The sequence below is a fragment of the Coleofasciculus sp. G1-WW12-02 genome (assembly GCF_040219735.1).
GTDB lineage: Bacteria > Cyanobacteriota > Cyanobacteriia > Cyanobacteriales > Coleofasciculaceae > Coleofasciculus.
The window spans coordinates 1-17,613 of record NZ_JAVJRX010000161.1 but is presented as its reverse complement, the minus strand read 5'-3'; the positions used below and the strand labels follow the sequence as shown (position 1 = coordinate 17,613).

Annotated in this window: 20 protein-coding genes; 10 read left to right on the top strand and 10 right to left on the bottom strand. The window is 45.4% G+C overall.

The window, feature by feature from the left end:
- Positions 1–95: 95 nt before the first annotated feature.
- Positions 96–710, bottom strand: coding sequence for a hypothetical protein (locus RID09_RS25870; protein ID WP_446338790.1), 615 nt, complete (start codon positions 708–710; stop codon positions 96–98).
- 764 nt (positions 711–1,474) lie between these two features.
- Here RID09_RS25870 and RID09_RS25865 point away from each other — a divergent pair.
- The 3 genes from RID09_RS25865 to RID09_RS25855 all read left to right on the top strand — a co-directional run bounded on the left by RID09_RS25865 (position 1,475) and on the right by RID09_RS25855 (position 7,833).
- A complete protein-coding gene (locus tag RID09_RS25865; RefSeq protein ID WP_446338789.1) occupies positions 1,475–6,916 on the top strand; it encodes a S8 family serine peptidase in 5,442 nt (1,813 codons plus the stop codon).
- An 85-nt stretch (positions 6,917–7,001) separates the two neighbouring features.
- The gene (locus RID09_RS25860; RefSeq protein ID WP_446338788.1) at positions 7,002–7,478 is read left to right on the top strand and encodes a YbjN domain-containing protein; all 477 of its coding nucleotides are present in this window, start codon (positions 7,002–7,004) and stop codon (positions 7,476–7,478) included.
- Between the two features lie 214 nt (positions 7,479–7,692).
- Complete coding sequence (locus RID09_RS25855; protein WP_446338787.1) at positions 7,693–7,833, top strand: hypothetical protein; 141 nt, start codon at positions 7,693–7,695, stop codon at positions 7,831–7,833.
- 328 nt (positions 7,834–8,161) lie between these two features.
- On the opposite strand, the gene RID09_RS25850 is transcribed toward RID09_RS25855, so the two are convergent.
- The 5 genes from RID09_RS25850 to RID09_RS25830 form a co-directional block, all read right to left on the bottom strand.
- Positions 8,162–8,296 carry a hypothetical protein gene (locus RID09_RS25850; protein ID WP_446338786.1) on the bottom strand — a complete coding sequence of 45 codons (135 nt, stop codon included), beginning with the start codon at positions 8,294–8,296 and terminating at the stop codon, positions 8,162–8,164.
- A 246-nt stretch (positions 8,297–8,542) separates the two neighbouring features.
- A complete protein-coding gene (locus tag RID09_RS25845; protein ID WP_446338785.1) occupies positions 8,543–8,890 on the bottom strand; it encodes a PIN domain-containing protein in 348 nt (115 codons plus the stop codon).
- Positions 8,890–9,090 carry a type II toxin-antitoxin system RelE/ParE family toxin gene (locus tag RID09_RS25840; protein WP_446338784.1) on the bottom strand — a complete coding sequence of 67 codons (201 nt, stop codon included), beginning with the start codon at positions 9,088–9,090 and terminating at the stop codon, positions 8,890–8,892. The genes RID09_RS25845 and RID09_RS25840 overlap by 1 nt, the downstream gene beginning before the upstream one ends.
- Positions 9,090–9,353 carry a type II toxin-antitoxin system ParD family antitoxin gene (locus tag RID09_RS25835; RefSeq protein ID WP_193874829.1) on the bottom strand — a complete coding sequence of 88 codons (264 nt, stop codon included), beginning with the start codon at positions 9,351–9,353 and terminating at the stop codon, positions 9,090–9,092. Before RID09_RS25835 ends, RID09_RS25840 begins: the two co-directional genes overlap by 1 nt.
- A 660-nt stretch (positions 9,354–10,013) precedes the next feature.
- Positions 10,014–10,166 carry a hypothetical protein gene (locus RID09_RS25830; protein ID WP_446338783.1) on the bottom strand — a complete coding sequence of 51 codons (153 nt, stop codon included), beginning with the start codon at positions 10,164–10,166 and terminating at the stop codon, positions 10,014–10,016.
- Between the two features lie 88 nt (positions 10,167–10,254).
- Here RID09_RS25830 and RID09_RS25825 point away from each other — a divergent pair, with 88 nt between their 5' ends.
- Positions 10,255–10,509 (top strand): UPF0175 family protein, encoded by a 255-nt coding sequence (locus RID09_RS25825; protein WP_446338782.1) that lies wholly within the window; start codon positions 10,255–10,257, stop codon positions 10,507–10,509.
- Positions 10,499–10,987: a DUF3368 domain-containing protein gene (locus tag RID09_RS25820; protein ID WP_446338781.1), complete on the top strand. Its 489-nt coding sequence runs from the start codon at positions 10,499–10,501 to the stop codon at positions 10,985–10,987. Before RID09_RS25825 ends, RID09_RS25820 begins: the two co-directional genes overlap by 11 nt.
- A gap of 177 nt (positions 10,988–11,164) precedes the next feature.
- On the opposite strand, the gene RID09_RS25815 is transcribed toward RID09_RS25820, so the two are convergent.
- The 4 genes from RID09_RS25815 to RID09_RS25800 form a co-directional block, all read right to left on the bottom strand.
- Positions 11,165–11,338, bottom strand: a complete 174-nt coding sequence (locus RID09_RS25815; RefSeq protein WP_446338780.1) for a hypothetical protein — start codon at positions 11,336–11,338, stop codon at positions 11,165–11,167.
- Positions 11,338–11,595 carry a type II toxin-antitoxin system Phd/YefM family antitoxin gene (locus tag RID09_RS25810; RefSeq protein ID WP_446338779.1) on the bottom strand — a complete coding sequence of 86 codons (258 nt, stop codon included), beginning with the start codon at positions 11,593–11,595 and terminating at the stop codon, positions 11,338–11,340. The genes RID09_RS25815 and RID09_RS25810 overlap by 1 nt, the downstream gene beginning before the upstream one ends.
- A gap of 682 nt (positions 11,596–12,277) precedes the next feature.
- Entirely contained in the window at positions 12,278–12,430 is a 153-nt protein-coding gene (locus RID09_RS25805) for a hypothetical protein (RefSeq protein ID WP_446338778.1), read from the bottom strand.
- 70 nt (positions 12,431–12,500) lie between these two features.
- Positions 12,501–13,037 carry a helix-turn-helix domain-containing protein gene (locus RID09_RS25800; RefSeq protein WP_446338777.1) on the bottom strand — a complete coding sequence of 179 codons (537 nt, stop codon included), beginning with the start codon at positions 13,035–13,037 and terminating at the stop codon, positions 12,501–12,503.
- A gap of 118 nt (positions 13,038–13,155) precedes the next feature.
- Here RID09_RS25800 and RID09_RS25795 point away from each other — a divergent pair, with 118 nt between their 5' ends.
- The 5 genes from RID09_RS25795 (at position 13,156) to RID09_RS25775 (ending at position 17,277) form a co-directional block, all read left to right on the top strand.
- A complete protein-coding gene (locus tag RID09_RS25795) occupies positions 13,156–13,410 on the top strand; it encodes a hypothetical protein (RefSeq protein ID WP_446338776.1) in 255 nt (84 codons plus the stop codon).
- A complete protein-coding gene (locus RID09_RS25790) occupies positions 13,410–13,859 on the top strand; it encodes an Imm30 family immunity protein (RefSeq protein WP_446338775.1) in 450 nt (149 codons plus the stop codon). The genes RID09_RS25795 and RID09_RS25790 overlap by 1 nt, the downstream gene beginning before the upstream one ends.
- Before the next feature lie 62 nt (positions 13,860–13,921).
- Positions 13,922–15,046, top strand: a complete 1,125-nt coding sequence (gene cas6 / locus RID09_RS25785) for a CRISPR-associated endoribonuclease Cas6 (RefSeq protein ID WP_446338774.1) — start codon at positions 13,922–13,924, stop codon at positions 15,044–15,046.
- Positions 15,047–15,127: 81 nt separating this feature from the next.
- Positions 15,128–16,729 carry a peptide ligase PGM1-related protein gene (locus tag RID09_RS25780; protein WP_446338773.1) on the top strand — a complete coding sequence of 534 codons (1,602 nt, stop codon included), beginning with the start codon at positions 15,128–15,130 and terminating at the stop codon, positions 16,727–16,729.
- Between the two features lie 254 nt (positions 16,730–16,983).
- On the top strand, positions 16,984–17,277 hold the full coding sequence (locus RID09_RS25775) for a DUF433 domain-containing protein (RefSeq protein WP_446338772.1): 294 nt from the start codon (positions 16,984–16,986) through the stop codon (positions 17,275–17,277).
- The last annotated feature ends 336 nt before the right edge of the window (positions 17,278–17,613 follow it).

Below are 17,613 nucleotides of genomic sequence, written 5' to 3'. Positions count from 1 at the left end.
CCATCATCAATACTCCATGTTTGTCTAAAAATGAACAAAAAAGCAACAGAAACGCAAGAATTGTTGGACTGATTGATTTTGTCGGAGTAAAATTTTTATTCCTTCCTAATGCTGTCCGTCAGGATCTGCGGAATGTAGGTTTGAGAATCAACTTGCAGAAAGGTGACATCTTCGGGATTGCGTAATATCCAATAACCATCCGAGTGGGGAATCCATTGGACACAAGATTTGAGTTGAAGTTTGGCGGAATTGGGGGGGTGATAATTTTGCTGGTGTTCTGTGTTATCGGTGTCTAATATTCGATTATCTATCGGTGGCTGGGAATGGTTGGGGTTGGGAATTTCTTTCCCATTGTTTATTTTTTGCCTTCTGTCTGCTTTAACGGGTGGTTTAGGTGGAATGGATTCATCTGATGTGAGAATGCCAATTGTAATCAGTTTTTGCAATAAATCTAGGACAAAATTCGGAGAAATGGCTGAACCATATTGTTTCTGACATTGCTGTTGAAGTTGAGTAACCGTGAAATTTCCGGTGAAATGGCTGAGGGCGTAAACCTCTGCTGGAGATAAGGGAAACTGACGATTATCGTGGCGCGATCGCAGAGTATACTGTTTGGAGGACGCCTGTTGGCTGAGTTGCCAGTGGGGACTAATGTCTGGACATATCCAGTCGGGTTGTTCTTTGGCTGTGAATTTTTTTCCAACCTGCATGATATTTGTAGTAGATGCCTATTTGCAGAGTAAACGGAAATGTTAAGGAAAATCAACCATTTTTTAATAACTTTATCAAATCTTTAAACAGAGACTTACGGGGTTCTACGACAAATAGCTGACATGGGGAGTTTACCGTCTCCGTAATTTTACGGAGGATAGGCTGATGTGTGAATTGTGTAGGGGCGGGTTTCACGACTATCTTTTCGGTTGCACCCAGATGTAACTAAACCCGCCCAGACGCGCCATGGCGCGTCTCTACAATAGTTTGTAGACTTCCCGTGAAAAGTCAAATTAATCCATGACAGCTTGGTTAAGGAGGGTTAAGTTTAAAACTGTAACATTTACGACCTATTGCTGATAATCAGGAAAAAGTTCCCCGCTTTATGAAAACTTCATCAAAAACTAAAGACAAAACTTATTCTTTCGGTATAGGATAGTGAACAAGCTAGAGTTTTATTCAGGTAATTTTTCCTTCAACTTAATACGTTTTCTGTCCGAGTTTGCTGCTGGCAATTGCTGCTCTATTCAGTAACAGGATTTGCTGGACTACTTGTTTATCTTGACTGGCAACAGCGTTTGGGTTTTAGCGTACTTATTCAGTGTTTCCTTAATTCATCGTCATGATTGTGGGCTTAGCTAAAGTCGAACTTGCCTGCCAATTTAAATGGGTTTAACCCCTTAGCGACTCATAGCATCTGATAGATTTTGCCCCTTGGCTTAATCGGTAATTTTACCTGCACTATTCCACAAGAGGGTCATCTATGTATTGGTTTAATTTTTCATCAAAGAAACGTCCTGATGCTCAAGGATTTGCGCCGAAAAGGAAGAGTCAGGAGTTACCGCAAGCCTTTATTTTAGAACCGATTTTAACGCCTAGTGGTTTATTGGATGGTACAGATAATCCTATAGATCCCGTGGATATCGATGTATTATCTGACCAAGTTGCTGATATTGATATTCCGGAGATTGAGGAAGGGTTTGGCGATATTTCAGATAATGATTTAGAGGAGATTGCCTTCATCACGTCGGTTGAGGGAGAGGAAACCTTAGAAGAGATTCCCTTTGTTACGTCACTGGATGACGTGACGGAAAGTGAAGCGACAGATGAAGCGCTGACGGAAGAAACGCCGTTAAATGAATCGCCGTTAACTGGGTTATACAGTTCTAGTCCCCGATTTGAATCCGGCGTGTTTACGGTTGGACAAACTGGAGAGGTTAGTGTTGATTTCCTCTTTGATGGTGGGGGACATGAAGGTGAACTCGCCGTCTTTAGTTTAGAAGGAATGGAGGAGTTTGAACCGGGTTCGGAGGCGTTTATTCAGGAAGCGGCGTCTCGTGCATTGAGTGATTCGGAGTTAGGTCATATTGTGATTAGTGACCAAACGGAAGGGGCGCGGTTCGTTGGCGAATTAGGAGAAAGCGACCGAAATTCTGGAGAGTATCTGGGAGTTAAAACAGTCCAAATGCGTCCAGGGGATGAGTTTGGCTTCATGCTAGTTCCCAATAGTACAGTACAACAGGTGTTTGATAACCCGGATGTGGGAGGGGCGGCGCGTCCCCTATTTTCCATGGCGACAGCGAATCCAGATGATGGGTTTCATGTCGGGCAAATTGCCGATGTCACGGGGGATGGAAGTACCTTTGTGATGGAAGATTTGCGGGTGGATACGAAGTCAGATGGGGATTATAACGATGTTATTTTCCAAGTGCGTGGGGCGACGGGTGAAGCCGCTTTGATGGATGAGGTAATTGATTCTGGAAAGGATTGGCGGGAGACTGATTTGGGTCAAGCGTTGATTGATTATACCGAACCTTACATTACGCCGGATACGCCTGATGATGACGGACTCTTAACCGATGAATTGGTCGGAGAATCCCCAACCGATGAGATTGTAGTCGATGAGAGTGAAATTGTTACCGAACCGACAACTGAAGAATCAACGGATGTCGCTACCGATGAACCTGTTAACACCAGTGAAATTGTCACCGAACCCACAACTGAAGAATCAACCGATGTCGTTATCGATGAACCTGTTAACAATAGTGAAATCGTTACCGAACCCACAACAGCTTCTGAACTCGCTGAACCTGTCCAGTATGAGTTTCCTCCAGAAAATCAGCCATTAGTGGGCATTATTGATACAGGTTTCAGTGAGAATAATCCTGATATTGACTATAGCCGAATCAGTTTAGGGCAAGACCGGATTGATGGCGATAATAACCCTCTGATGGAAGCTGGTGAGGGGAATGAACATGGCACCCATGTCTTAGGAATAATTGGGGCGACTCAAGATAACGATATTGGCGTTGAAGGGATTAATGATGATGCGCCAATTTGGATTGGGCGTGCTGTTGGTTCTGGCAAGTGGGCAGAATCATTAGTGGAATTTGTTGATGCGGCGCAAGAATCGGGACAACCCAATGCCGTAATTACAATCAATCCAAACTTAACGGAGATTTATGAAGATGGCACTGTAGGGGTTCGTTATGAACTTACAGATGCTGAGTGGGAAGCATTAGCTTATGCCAATAAGCACAATATCTTAGTAGTCGTGCCTGCTGGAGAGAACGGTGAACTTATTTCTGCTTTAGGGCAAACTTCTCTAAGCTTTGACAATATTATTACTGTCGGTACGGCTCAACGTATTAACGATGCGACCTCAGCTTGGCAGTCTCACGGGGCAGCGAGTAACTCTCCCAGTGGATTTGCGTTAAACATCCTGGCTGATGGCACAAATGATGAAACTTCAACAACGGCTGTTTCAGCAGGTAAAGTGGCTGGTGCAGCTTCTCAGGTTTGGGCAGCAAATCCAAAACTGAGTCATCGTGAAGTTATTGATATTCTCCAGAATACAGCCACGGATCTAAATGCACCTGGTTGGGATTTTGAAACTGGATCTGGACTCCTGAATATCGCAGCCGCAGTCCATCTAGCAAAAGCCACCAAGTCTTTGGATGTTGATGTACCTATCCGTTGGTTAAAGTTTGAGAAGTCTAAACAACCTCTCATTGGAGTCATTGATACTGGATTTAATGGAAGCAATCCAGATATCGATTATAGTCGGGTTACTCTAGGACGGGATCATGTTGACGGTGATGATAATCCTTTATTTGAAGGAGATGAAGGCAATGAACACGGTACTCATGTCCTAGGCATCATCGCAGCTACACAAGATAATGGTATCGGAGTTGATGGTATCAATGACCAAGCTCCACTTTGGTTAGGTCGTGCAGTAGGTTCCGGTAAGTGGGCAGAATCGTTGCGAGAATTTGTAGATGCCGCTAAAGCATCAGGGCAGCCTAATGCCGTTGTAAATCTTAGCTTTGATCTGACTCAAACTAATCCTGATGGAACGGTTACAACACGCTATGAACTAACCCCTCAAGAGCGGGAAGCTATTGAATATGCTCGTCAAAATGGTTTGCTGGTTGTTGTTGCTGCGGGTAATGATGGCGGTACGATGTCGGCTTTAGGTCAAGCTTCTCAGGAGTTCGACAACCTGATTACAGTTGGCTCGGTGGATCATCGTGGTAAGCGGGCAGATTATTCTAATCTTGGTTATGGGTTGGATATGGTTGCTCGTGGGGGAACGACTTACAATCCTGCTACTTCAACGGTTGGGGAAGGAACTGACCTGAAAACTTTCTTGGAAGACACCGGCGATGAGGCTGAAGCAGAAGATGAAATGTCTGTGGATCTTCAAGCAGTTTTTGAAGAAGAGTTTGGTGAATTTTATGATCCAAATGATTCTGAGGATGATTCATTACCAGAAGATTGGACAGATGAAGATCGTCAAGCTTATGAGGAAGCGACTAAGGCTATTGATGAAGCTTTGGCTGACTATGAAGAAGAATCCCTACAAAAAGTCGGGATGGAATTCATCAGTGACTATCTCGGCATTGGAGTAGAGGCATCAGAGGAATTTTTAAAAGTTTTTGATGAGGATGCTATTGATAGCTTGATCGAAGCTGAGGAGATTCTAGGCAATGTACTGGAAAATGGTGAACCTACATTGAAAGCTGGTTTGGAATTCTCCTCGCTCTCTGACTTGGATATTAATGAGGATGAGGTTGATGAAGAGTTAATTGCAGAGTTGATGGGCTTGGATTTCTCCATTGATTCCGATCTGGACATGGGAATCGGAGAAATGGCGGGTACATCTGTTGCAGCAGCAAAGGTGACAGGAGCTGTATCGAAAGTATGGGCTGCCAACTCTGATTTAAGTTACAAACAGGTTAAGGAAATTCTCAAGGCAACAGCAGTCGATCTAGGCCCCAAAGGTTGGGATAAGGAGACGGGCTATGGTTTAGTGGATATTGCAGCAGCAGTTGCCCTGGCTAAAGAGACACAACCTGAAGCATATACACCTCAGTCTATTCTTTCTCCTTTAACTTGGAGTGGTGAAGGAACAGTGATACCAGGGGAACGACCTGTTCGGGTTACGGTACCACGTTTCACCGGACGGGTGATGAATGCTGGTTATGTGATTCAGACAGGATGGCTGCGAGTGCGGTCGGGACCTAGTACAGGTTTTCCTCAAGTACGGTTAGTGTACCCAGGTAATGCTATCCAGTTTGATGCTTATGATAATAATGGCGGATGGGTTCCCGATCCCTATCTGGGTGGCGGTAGTAGCCGTTGGTATCGTATTGCAGGAACAAATCATTGGGTGTCTGCTCTTTACATTGACAATACTCCGGAAAGAGCAGAGGAGGAACGTAAGCGACAAGAAGCTATTCGGAAAGCACAGGAAGAAGCACGACGGGCTGAGGCTGAAGCACGGCGACTAGAAGAGGAAGCACGGCGGGCTGAAGAAGAGTTACGTCGGCTAGAAGAAGAAGCACGTCGCCAAGCTGAGGAAGAAGCACGTCGGCGGGCAGCACAGTTGGCTGCTGCGATCGCACAATGGGCTCCCAAAGTGGGTGCTTTAGGAACTCCGCTGGGCAGTTTTATCAGTAATGGCGTTGCTGTCTACAAGTTTGCTCGGGGCACACTTAAAATCCAACCGGATGGTTGGTCAGGATTTTACGAAGTTGGTAAACCAATCGTTAAAACACCCTATGGAGTACTCAAACAACTTCCCAAGGCAGGCAAAATAATTGGAAATATTCAAAACCCAAAGACCTTTTCCACCTATCTTGCTGGACTACATATTGCCACTGCTGCTGGTTTCTATCCGGCTAACAAGCTAGATGATACAGCTATGGCAGCCATACGAACCCGAGATTTCTTTGTTAATGGAAAAGGGAAAAATCTAACCAAAGGAATGCGAGGAGTTGGAACAGGGGTCGGAAAATGGCTTGATACCCCTGTATGGAAAATTGGAGGCAAGACAGCATTAAAGAGAGGTGCAGTAATAGATTTAGGATTTATAGCGGCTGATTTAACTTTGGGGGATGATAAAACTAAGCGTCGAGCAGCAACTAAGGGAACTGCAATGGTCTTGGCAGGAGCAATTGGCGCAGGTGTTGGATCATTAGGCTTTGGAGTTGGGGCTGCTCCCGTTGCAGCAGGAGCAGTCTTTGCAGCAAGTACCATTATGGATCTAGCCTATTTAGGTTTTGATATAACAGGTAATGGAGATGTACTAGATAATGCTCTTGCTAATGTTTGGAGACCTGTTGAAAATGGCATCAGTTCAGTACAATCATCCATTAGTGATGCCCTCAAAGCTGTACGAGAGAAAGCTGCGGCTGCACGAGATAAAGCTCAAAAAGCTGTTCAAGTTGCCAAAGCTACTGTTAAAGCTGCCACGACTAAAGTTGCACAAGCCAAAGCTGCTTACAACACTTTCAAACAACAGACTAAGCAGGCTGTTAGTAACCTAGTTCAACAGTCAACACAGAAGTTTAAAGCCTCATTGCAGCAAGCCAAACAGGCAGTTGCTCAAAGAGTTGATCAAGCTGCACCACGAGTTGTTAAAAAAGTTGCTCAATATGCTCAAAAAGCAGTTAATACAGTTCGTAACGTTGTCAATGGAGCCAAGCGCATTGTTAATAACGTCATTAACAAAGGCAAGCAACTTGTGAACAATGTTATCAACAAAGGTAAGCAGGCTATTCAAACCGCCAAAAACTTTGTGAACAATGCTGTAAATAAAGCAGGAAAAGCTGCGGCTAATGTCTATAACCGAGCAGCCAAAGGAGTTAAAAATGCCAAAAACGCAATTTCTGGTGTAACGAAACGTTTGAAATTCTGGTAACACTTCCACAAGCCGATTGAAATATACCCAAATTTTAATTGGCTTGTGTATCGACACTCATCACGCCAAATTCATACGAGGAAATATGGGACAAATTCTAGAACAAGTCGTTGATTTTTTTGAGAAAGAAAACTGGCAGTTCTCCAAAATTGAAGATGAGCCTGCTTTGCAAACAGCATTTACCAGTGACCAAGGAACCTGGTTGTGCTTTGCTCAAGCTGTTGAAGATGAAGCAACTCAGCGCTTCTTTTTCTACTCCGTCTGTCCACTCAAAGCACAAGACCACATGCCGGCTGTGGCTGAATTTATCACCCGTGCCAACTATGGACTTTCCATCGGAAACTTTGAACTTGACTTTGCAGATGGTGAAATTCGTTTTAAGACAAGCATTGATGTCACTGAAGATGGTTTTGGTTTAGCAACTATTGAGCGTCTGGTTTACACAAATGTCTTGATGATGGATCGGTACTTGCCAGGATTGATGACTATTTTGTCTGGTAGTGCTTCACCGGAGCAAGCAATTCAAGCTATTGAGTCTGTACCTGAACCGGTTGAAGCGTAATTAGCGAGACTTATACCTGGGCTCCCACGCGATCGCACCTTCTCTATTCCCAGCGTGCGATAGCGAAGCGAGTAGAGCCTACAGCAGATCGCGCCTTCCCTCTTTCCCCAGATACACCATCTCACCAGGAATAGAAGCGTTCCCCACCAAAGTGCGATGGAAGCCTATCCAGGAAAGCACATAACAGTCAAAAAACACCGTTTGACACCGCCAATTGAATAAAGGGCGACCCGATCAAATTAAGCGGACACCGTTGTTAATTAATGCGGTGCGGGTCGCCCCTACACCCGAATCAAAAATGATAGTCTCCCAGCGTGCGATCGCCCTCTCCCTCCCGGTTAGCGCTAATCCCTGATCAAAAGAGCGATCGCCTAAAACACACCTCCATTTTGAGTCAGGGCGGGTTTTGTTGAAAAGTTATCACAAACATCAAAACTAAGCGGCTAAACCCGCCCCTACAAATACCTGGACTCCCACGCGATCGCACCTTCTCTATTCCCACCGTGCGATCGCACCTCCCCCTCCTGGTTTGCACTAATCCCTCACTGAAACAGCGATCGCCTAAAACACACCTCCATTTTGAGTCAGGGCGGGTTTTGTTGAAAAGTTATCACAAACATCAAAGTTAAACGGCTCGCGCCCGCCCCTACAAATACCTGGGCTTCCACGCGATCGCATCCCCTCTATTCCCAGCGTGCGATCGCGAAGCGAGTAGAGCCTACAGCAGATCGCGCCTCCCCTTTCCCCAGATACACCATCTCACCAGGAATAGAAGCGTTCCCCACCAAGGTGCGATGGAAGCCTATCCAGGAAAGCATATAACCGCTCAAAAAACACCGTTTGACACCGCCAATTGAATAAAGGGCGACCCGATCAAATTAAGCGGACACCGTTGTTAATTAATGCAAGCGGGTCGCCCCTACACCCGAATCAAAGGTGATAGTCTCCCAGCGTGCGATCGCCCCGGTTTTTTTCCGAAAGAGCGATCGCCTGCTAAACAAACCAATTTTCAATCGTCAGTCCTTCAAATTCCGTAAAGTCTGAAACATTACGAGTCACCAGAATCATAAATTAACCCTAGCAATAGCAGCGATCTGCCCATCCGGGTATGAAGGCATTCGACCCAAAGCAGTCAGTCTGGCACGTTCAGCCGCGAACCATTCGGCGGCAGCATGACAGTAGGGCAAGATGATCATTTTGTCTTGAATCACCTGGGTTAAATAATCAGACAAAATCTTTTTTCGCCGAGACTCCGGTAATCGGTATAACCCATAAAGAAGTTCATGCCATGTCACAGAGGCGATCGCCGATTCTTCCAAATTCCGTCGAAAACGTTCCAGAAAAATATGATTAGGCTGTAGCTTGATACTTTCCGAAATAATATTGGTATCCAGGAGGAATTTTATATTCATCACCAGCAAGGTTTTTCAGGAGTCGGGGTGTAGTCCCGGACATCGGCAAAAATTTCATCACTAAAATCCGCTAATAAACGGCATTTTTCCTCAAAAGCGTCAAGAAAACGACTAGCCGCACTTAAACTAAACTGTGCCATATAGTTTTTAATTTGCCTTAAATCTTGCCGAGCCGGCGCACTAAAACTATAGTTGCCCATTATGCACCCTGTTCTGACTGTCGAATTTCTTGTCTGAGTTCTCTAATCACTTCTTCTCCATCAAATATATCTCCTTGATCCGAATGTTCAATGCCAATAGCAATTTCCTTTCTGAGTTCCTCTAATCGCAGTAAACGTTCCATCTCGCGTTCCTCTAGCAATCGTAAAGCCACCTGAATAACTTCACTAGGAGATGAATACCTACCCCTTTTGACGGTTGAGTCAATAAATTGCTCGAGTTCAGGTGTCAAAGATATGTTCATCGATTAAACTGCCCGAAAATGAGAAGATCAATACTATTTTGACATGGAATCAAAGCCTTGGGGATGTTTGGACTTGCACAGAGAGAGCGATCGCGCCTTCCCCTTTCCCCAGATACACCATCTCACCAGGAATAGAAGCTGTTTGATCAAAAGGTGCGATGGAAGCTTATCCAGGAAAGCACATAACCGCTCAAGAAACACCTTCTGACACAGGGAATTGAATAAAGGGCGACCCGATCGCATTGATAAACACCGTTGTTAATTTATGCAAGCGGTACGATATATCTATTCAGAAGCCGAGCGTCAACTTCTGAGAATCCAAGTCACATCAAATAGCATGGATAGTTAAACCGATGAAATACGCAATCGATTCAGAATCTATCGAAGCCTATAGAACGAGAGTTTTTACCCTCTCTCAAGAACTGCGTCGGGAGAAGGACCCATCAATTCGAGCCATGACTGCACTGTATCTAGCAGAAGCTGCAACTACGCTAGCACGAATGGAAGTCCTAGAAGCAAAAAAATTAGCTGCGAACAAAGCAAGTTGAGAAGGTGCGATAGCGAAGCGAGTAGAGCTTACAGCAGATCGCGTCTTTTCTTTCCCCAGATACGTCATGTCACCAGGAATGAAAACTGTTTGATCAAAAGGTGCGATCGCGTTCAGGATATGGGTGAGGATTGCGATCGCGTCTTTCTTTTCCCCAGATACACCATGTCACCAGGAATAAAAGCTGTTTGATCAAAAGGTGCGATCGCGTTCGGGATATGGGTGAGGATTGTGATCTGCGTCTTCCCTTTCCCCATATATACCATGTCAAAAGGAATGGAAGCTCTTCAACGCTGAGGTGCGATCGCCTAAAATGGGATAAACATCTGAAACACAAGGTACAAAAAAAATTCAATGACATCTGTATCTATTGAACTTCCAACAACTGCCTTCTCTGCGCTTCGGAAAAATCCCGATGAATTTGTTCAAGAAATGCGAATAGCCGCCGCTGTTAAATGGTATGAACTTGGTCAACTATCTCAAAGCAAAGCCGCAGAAATTGCGGGAATCAGCCGCGCTGAGTTTATTAATGCATTATTTCGTTACCAAGTAGACTTCATGCAATACACGGCTGAGGAGTTGGCAGAGGAAATGGCGAATGTTGATTAAGCGAGTTGTGATCAACGCTTCACCTCTGATTGTCCTATTTAAAAGTCAACAAGCTGACTTACTACCTCAACTTTTCTCAGAAATTTTTGTGCCAACAGGTGTCTGGGATGAAGTTGCAGTAACAAGTCAAAAAGATGCAGCTTCTCAGCAATTATCTAGCGTAACCTGGGCGCAACGAGTAGAAATTGGAGAGATCCCACCAGAAGTAGCTGCCTGGGATTTGGGAAAAGGAGAATCGGAAGTATTAAGCTTGGCGCTAAAGGATTCCAATTTGGCGGCGATTATTGACGATAGAGCAGCACGTCGCTGTAGTCAAGCTTTAAGTATTATTACAATAGGGACAGGTCGCTTAATTATCCTAGCAAAACAACGAGGATTAATTTCTTCAGTATCTCCCAGAATTCAAGCATTACAAGATGCTGGTTTGTGGTTGTCAGATAATTTAGTTAATTTACTTTTATCACAGGCAGGAGAGTAATTAATTTTTCGCACATACGCCATATCACCAGGAATAGAAGCTGTTCGCTCAAAAGTGTTCTAAACCACGTTGATGAAGGATTAAAAAATGATCGCATCCCCTCTATTCCCAGCGTGCGATCGCCCCGGTTTTTTTCCGAAAGAGCGATCGCCTGCTAAACAAACCAATTTTCAATCGTCAGTCCTTCAAGTTCCGTAAAGTCTGAAACCCATAAAGAAGTTCATGCCATGTCACAGAGGCGATCGCCGATTCTTCCAAATTCCGTCGAAAACGTTCCAGAAAAATATGATTAGGCTGTAGCTTGATACTTTCGGAAATAATATTGGTATCCAGGAGGAATTTTATATTCATCACCAGCAAGGTTTTTCAGGAGTCGGGGTGTAGTCCCGGACATTGGCAAAAATTTCATCGCTATCTAAATCAATTTCTTCTGAAATTATTCTGGAGCGAAAAGCATCAAAAGCATCTAAAATCCCCTCAGATTTAGTCGAAATAATTTTCGCAATCGGTTGGTCTGCTTGAAAAATCACAAAACTTTCTCCAGCCTTAGCCCGTTGAAGATAATTGATTAAATCTTGAGTAATTTCTTCTACAGTAACCTTATTCATTATTAATGAACCTCTCCCTAAAATTGTACGACTGGCTTAGTCCAACTATATCTCAAACTACCGTGAGATAAACCACCATAGACTATCTCCAAGGTTAACATGAGCCTTTTTCTTAGCTTATCTAAAGCCATCTCTAGTCACCAACTGCTTGGATTACCTGACCCTAGTGCAGCGCGGCAGAAATACTTGAGCAGCTCATCTTAGAGTAAAATGGAACAATGAAGCCAAAAAAACTGGATGACCCAATCAAATATTACACTCACAACAACCTTCGCTATGTCTGACCCCTGTCCCCTCCCCGGATCTGGCGAATAGGAGGTATAACCCTCTGTTCAATCTAAACAACTGTAGAAAATAATATCCAACTCCAATAGTTTCAGGGATAGCTGAAGCTTTTACAGTGCAAACGTACTAGACTAGGCGCTAAGCTTTATCCCGTAATAGTTTTAGCAATCAACCTCTCAAAAATAGAAACCATGTTAGTCTGGCAAGCGCTTCGTGAGCGCGAAGCGCTTGTAAATAGACAATCTTATCGGTTGGAACTCCCGCTATCATTGGGATTGAGCGCGATGGTACATAAATTGGGGCGCGTCAAAAATCGCCGCAAGCCGCATGGTGAGGCAGTTTCAATTTTATGTATGGTGAACTTCAGTTTGACGCAAAAGTCAGCAGCCAGTAGCGGTCACAGGATTTTTGAGGGAAGCGTGCGATCGCGTGATGTTATGTCCTGACGATTGCCAATAATTGCAAGGCTATTTGAATAAGGGTTTTGTTCGAGTGCCTGGATGCCTGTCATCTCATCGGTACTTACCAGATGAATTCCTTTTTCAGACAAAGTTTGAGCTTGTTCATACAACTGGCAAATGGCTGTTACCTGTTGTTTGAATTCTTCTGGGTCATCAGGGTTAGCATTGAGCCAGTAACGACTTCGATGGGGTTGTAAAGTTGCCTCGTTTTAAAAAACGTCCCACACTGCGCGGGGAAATCTGCTCTACTATACCTCGTTTGACTATTTCCGAGACTAACTCTTGGGCTGTCCAGTGACTCACTGGATGCCCCACCCTAGGGGGCGACTCGCAAGCCAGGGCGACAATCTGTACGACTTGCTCCGTTGTAAATGTAGCTGGAGTACCTGCTCGGGGTGCATCGGCTAAAACGGCTACCATCATTTGTAGCAGTTGTTTGTCGCTGATACCCTCGCCTTCCATACTTATCATATGGTTAGCTGCCGCCGACCAGCGCTGTCGCCACCTCCGTACCGTGTTACGTGCCAATTGCAACTGTTGAGCTATCTGACTATTGTTCATACCCTCGGCAGCCAATAAAACTACCATTACCCGTTGCACTAATCCTTGAGGACTACTGTAGCGACGCACTACCTGTTCGAGTAAAGTTCGCTGTTGCTGTGATAATTTAATCCTCAGGGGACGGGGGTCAGGCATGGCTAAGGTTGTTATGAGTGCAATAGTTTGATTAGGTCATCCAGTTTTTTTGGGTTCATTGTTCCATTTTACCCTAAGATGAGCTGCTCAAGTATTTCTGCCGCGCTGCACTAGAAGAATGGGCATTGCTATGATGATGGAACATCCTTTGCCCGGTCAAGGAGGTCGTCATCGTCAAACTATCTCTTATGGACAATCTCCTGATTTAAGTCTTTCGCCTAGGCAGGCTCTGGCTAGAGAGATTAGAGATGCGCGCTCAATTTATTGGCGTCAGGGACTTTATACGCCAGAAATTAGACGCAGCTTACAGGATATTATCCAGTTCAATAAGTTAGGTTGGCAGGGTATTTTTGAGAAGGGAGAGAATAGCTGATGTCACAAACCAATTGGATTCGTGTCTTAGAGGCGAATAAATTGATGCGATCGCGCCAAGAGGTGATCGCCTTTGAAACAGCGTTAGCTGAACTGGCAAAGCATCCTCAAACCGAGGATTTACCCACTTTACATCTCATGTTCGATGATCGCTGTGAACAGCCAGAGGTCATGTTTAGTCTGCTTCATTTTCTAGAATCCTTTGATTTACAGCAACAGCTTCAAGCATTTATTACTGTGGCGCCTCAGTTAATCGGGTTGGCTCAAGATTGGGCGAGAATCATCCATACTCGGATTTTGAATGATGATTCGGCTTGTCGGTTGTATCGAGAGTTGTTACATTCGGTTAACTCACAACATCCAAATTTTATCCGTCAATTGCTTGAAGACAGCGCTACTCGTCATTTAACAAATCTGAATTCGCCAGGGGAGTTAATAAAACAGGTTTGAGACAACTCAGTCTACCCTATATATTAGGAGCAACCCCTTGAAAATCCGGCATTCACCCCATCATGGCACCCCGCAAACGCAGCCAAACCCAACCCCCTCCATCCCGCCATCCCTGGACACCGGATACAGAATTAGTCGGACTTGTCTTAGAATTAACTCCCAACGCCCCAGACTCCCTCTATACTCAATACACTGTCGGACTCCACGCCTGGTTCTTAGATCAAGTTCGCCAAACTAACCCCGAACTCTCCGCCTATCTCCATGATGGTCAATCCGAGAAACCCTTCACCCTCTCCCGCTTAGATGGAAACTTCCTCACCTCTGGAAAAACCCTCAAACTCAAACCCGATACAACCTACCGTTGGTACATCACCGCCCTTTACCCACCCCTAACCCAATGGCTCGCCGAATGGGTTCATCACCTGCCAGATATGATTAAGTTACGCGGTGCTGTCCTCAAAATTAGCCGTTGGCACATCGCTTTAGCACCAACCACTTATCCTAACTTATTCACCCCAACCCCCACGCCATCCCCATCCCTAACCCTCAGCTTCCTCACCCCCACCAGCTTTCGCCGCAAAAGACACCATTTCCCCTTACCGGTTCCCAGGAATCTCTTCCACAGCTATTTGCGGCGCTGGAATGATTTTTCTGATCAACCTTTTGATCAAACCGCCTTTTTAGACTGGGTAGACGAAAATGTAGTGATTCAGCGTCACCGTTTAGAATCGATGAAGGTTGCAGCCGGAAAGAAAGGAGTCGTCACCGGATTCACGGGTGCGATCGCGTTAGGACTGGACTCAGGTGCAACCCAACACCCAGAATTTAGCCAATTATTCCATACCTTAGCCCAATTTGCCCCCTACTGCGGCACGGGACACAAAACCCCCTTTGGTTTGGGACAAACCCGCCTAGGCTGGTTATCCCCCGAAACCCCCGCCCTCCCCTCAATAGAAACCCTATTAGCCGAACGCATCAGCGAATTAACTCAACAATTTCTCGCCCAACGCCAGCGCCAGGGGAGGAGTCGGGCGCAAGACATCGCCGAAACCTGGGCAACCATCTTAGCACGACGAGAGATGGGGGAATCCTTAAACGCGATCGCAGATGATCTGGAGATGCGTTATCAAACCGTCAAAACTTACGCCAAATTAGCCCGCCGTGCCATCTTGAACCCTGACAGATAACTCTACTTAATTAACAGTATTACAGTTGTTCCCCGTAACCGCTACTATTGCTATGTATAACATTGAGGCGGTTCAGGGGCAATGCATGAATTGAATTCATCCTCCTCCACACAAGCAGAACGGTTTCGGCGGCTTCAGAGCCAGTTGCGCGATCGCTGGTCTAGTATTGATCTATTTGACCAAGATGATCGCGACATCTTGGTTGTCCCGTCTGTCTCCGTTGATCAGCGAGAACTAGCGAAGATTCCGGGTTTTCTGCACTATGAAGAACGGCTGTTATTTTCCCTAATTCGCTTACGCAATCCCCGCACCCGCCTGATTTACGTAACGGCGGTACCGCTATCGCCGATTGTGATTGATTATTATTTGCAACTTTTACCCGGAATTCCGTTTTCTCACGCCCGTGAGCGTTTGATGCTCCTCTCAACCTATGATGCCTCACTCAAACCCCTGAGCCAAAAAATATTAGAACGTCCCCGGCTAATGGCGCGAATTCGTCAGGCGCTGCGTCCGCACAAGTCCTATATGGTTTGTTACAATTCCACCCAGCTTGAGCGAGAATTATCAGTAAAACTCGGTCTACCCCTTCTCGCACCTGACCCCGATTTACTCTACTGGGGAACCAAAAGTGGGAGTCGGGAAATTTTTAAACTCAGTGGTGTCCCCCATCCCGATGGCTGTGAAACAATGTGGACAGTGGACGAGTTGGTGGAAGCGGCGGCTGTATTGTGGGAACGTCATCCCGACTTAAAGCGGATGGTGATTAAACTCAATGAAGGCTTTTCTGGGGAAGGGAATGCTATTCTGGATTTGAGAAAAATCCCCGACGCAGCACCAGCCAAAGCGTCTCATGATCAACGGGTTGCAGCTATCCACGAAGACTTAGAACATTTAGGCTTTCAGGCAAAGAATGAAACCTGGACTCAATTTTCCAGTCGCATCCCAGAGTTAGGCGCGATTGTCGAAATATTTATCGAAGGAGAGAAAAAGCGATCGCCGAGTGTACAAGGGTATATTACCCCGCGTGGTGAGGTAAAGATACTATCCACCCATGATCAAATTTTAGGCGGTCCAGATGGTCAGATTTATCTGGGGTGTCGATTTCCCGCTGATGCAGCCTACCGCTTACCCCTGCAACAGATGGGAATTAAAGTGGGACAGGTTCTGGCAGAAAAAGGTGCAATCGAGCGTTATGGCGTGGATTTTGTCGCCGTTCACCAGCCGGAGAAGGGGGAAAATGCCTGGGATTTACAGGCGATAGAAATTAACTTACGCAAAGGGGGAACCACCCATCCGTTTATGTCGCTTCGGTATTTAACCAATGGTCATTACGACGCCTCAACGGGTTTATTTCACAGTCAGCAAGGTCGCCAGAAATATTACATCGCTACTGATAATTTACAACGGGATCATTACCGAGGGTTAATGCCTAATGATCTGATGGATATTATCACGCATTATCGTCTACATTTTGATAGCAGCACCCGTACTGGCAATGTGTTTCATCTGATGGGCGCCCTTTCAGAGTTCGGCAAACTGGGATTAACCTGTATTGGCGACTCCCCTCCAGAAGCAGAGGCATTTTATAACCAGGTGATACAAGTATTGGATCACGAAACCACAGGGATTGATAATGACCAGTTTTCTTATCCCTGTGAGCCGATTTCCTGGTTCTCTAAGTGATATCGAATCCGCTTGATTGCATACAGATGCGGCTTTCCCGGTAGTTAGGGGCTGCTGCAGGGAGTCTGGTGGTGGGGAGAGGCAATAGGGAATAGGCAATATGCAATGGTTTCACCCCTCTGTCGAGGTAAAAACCTTGCACTTGTTGGGTCGGAAAATGGCTTGAAACCCAAATCTTGTCTACCTTACACACTTATGCAGCAAGCCCTAGTTAGGATGGTAATAAAAATGAGCTATCTCCTAGGGTTTGATTAATGACGACTACATCAGTTTCCAGATATGTCACTCGTAATCCAGACATTTTAAGCGGTGAACCGATTATCATCGGGACGCGCATATCGGTGCGAGTCATTGTCGGCTTATGGCGATTGGGTACTCCTCCTGAAGAAATTCCGGCTCAGTATCCCCAGCTTACCCTGGCTCAAGTCTTTGATGCCCTGAGCTTCTATTTAGATAACCAGACTGAAATCAATGAGTATATTGAGCGAAATCGAATCCCAGACGATCTGATTCATCCCGCAGTTCGCAAAGCCTTAGAAGCGGAATGAAAATCTTTGCGTCACTCGGCTCTTCCGTACTTGTGGTGATAACGCAAGCTTATAATCAAGCCATATCAAGATTTTCAGCCTTTCTTTATCATTTATTTTGTATAAGTATGATACCTTTTCCACCAAGTATCCGGGAGACCCGTTTTGCTTGCCAATACAGCACGGTAGAGATCCCCCCAAACCCCCCTTTTTAAGCTGAAGTTCCCCTTTGACAAATCGCTACACCGTATGCATATCTTGGCTTAGGACGATTTGACTTTTGGCTTCACTGGGTACATATCAGGCTTACGCCCAATAAATCTAAAGCCTTTCTTTGTACCGGAGTCGGTTCTGTTA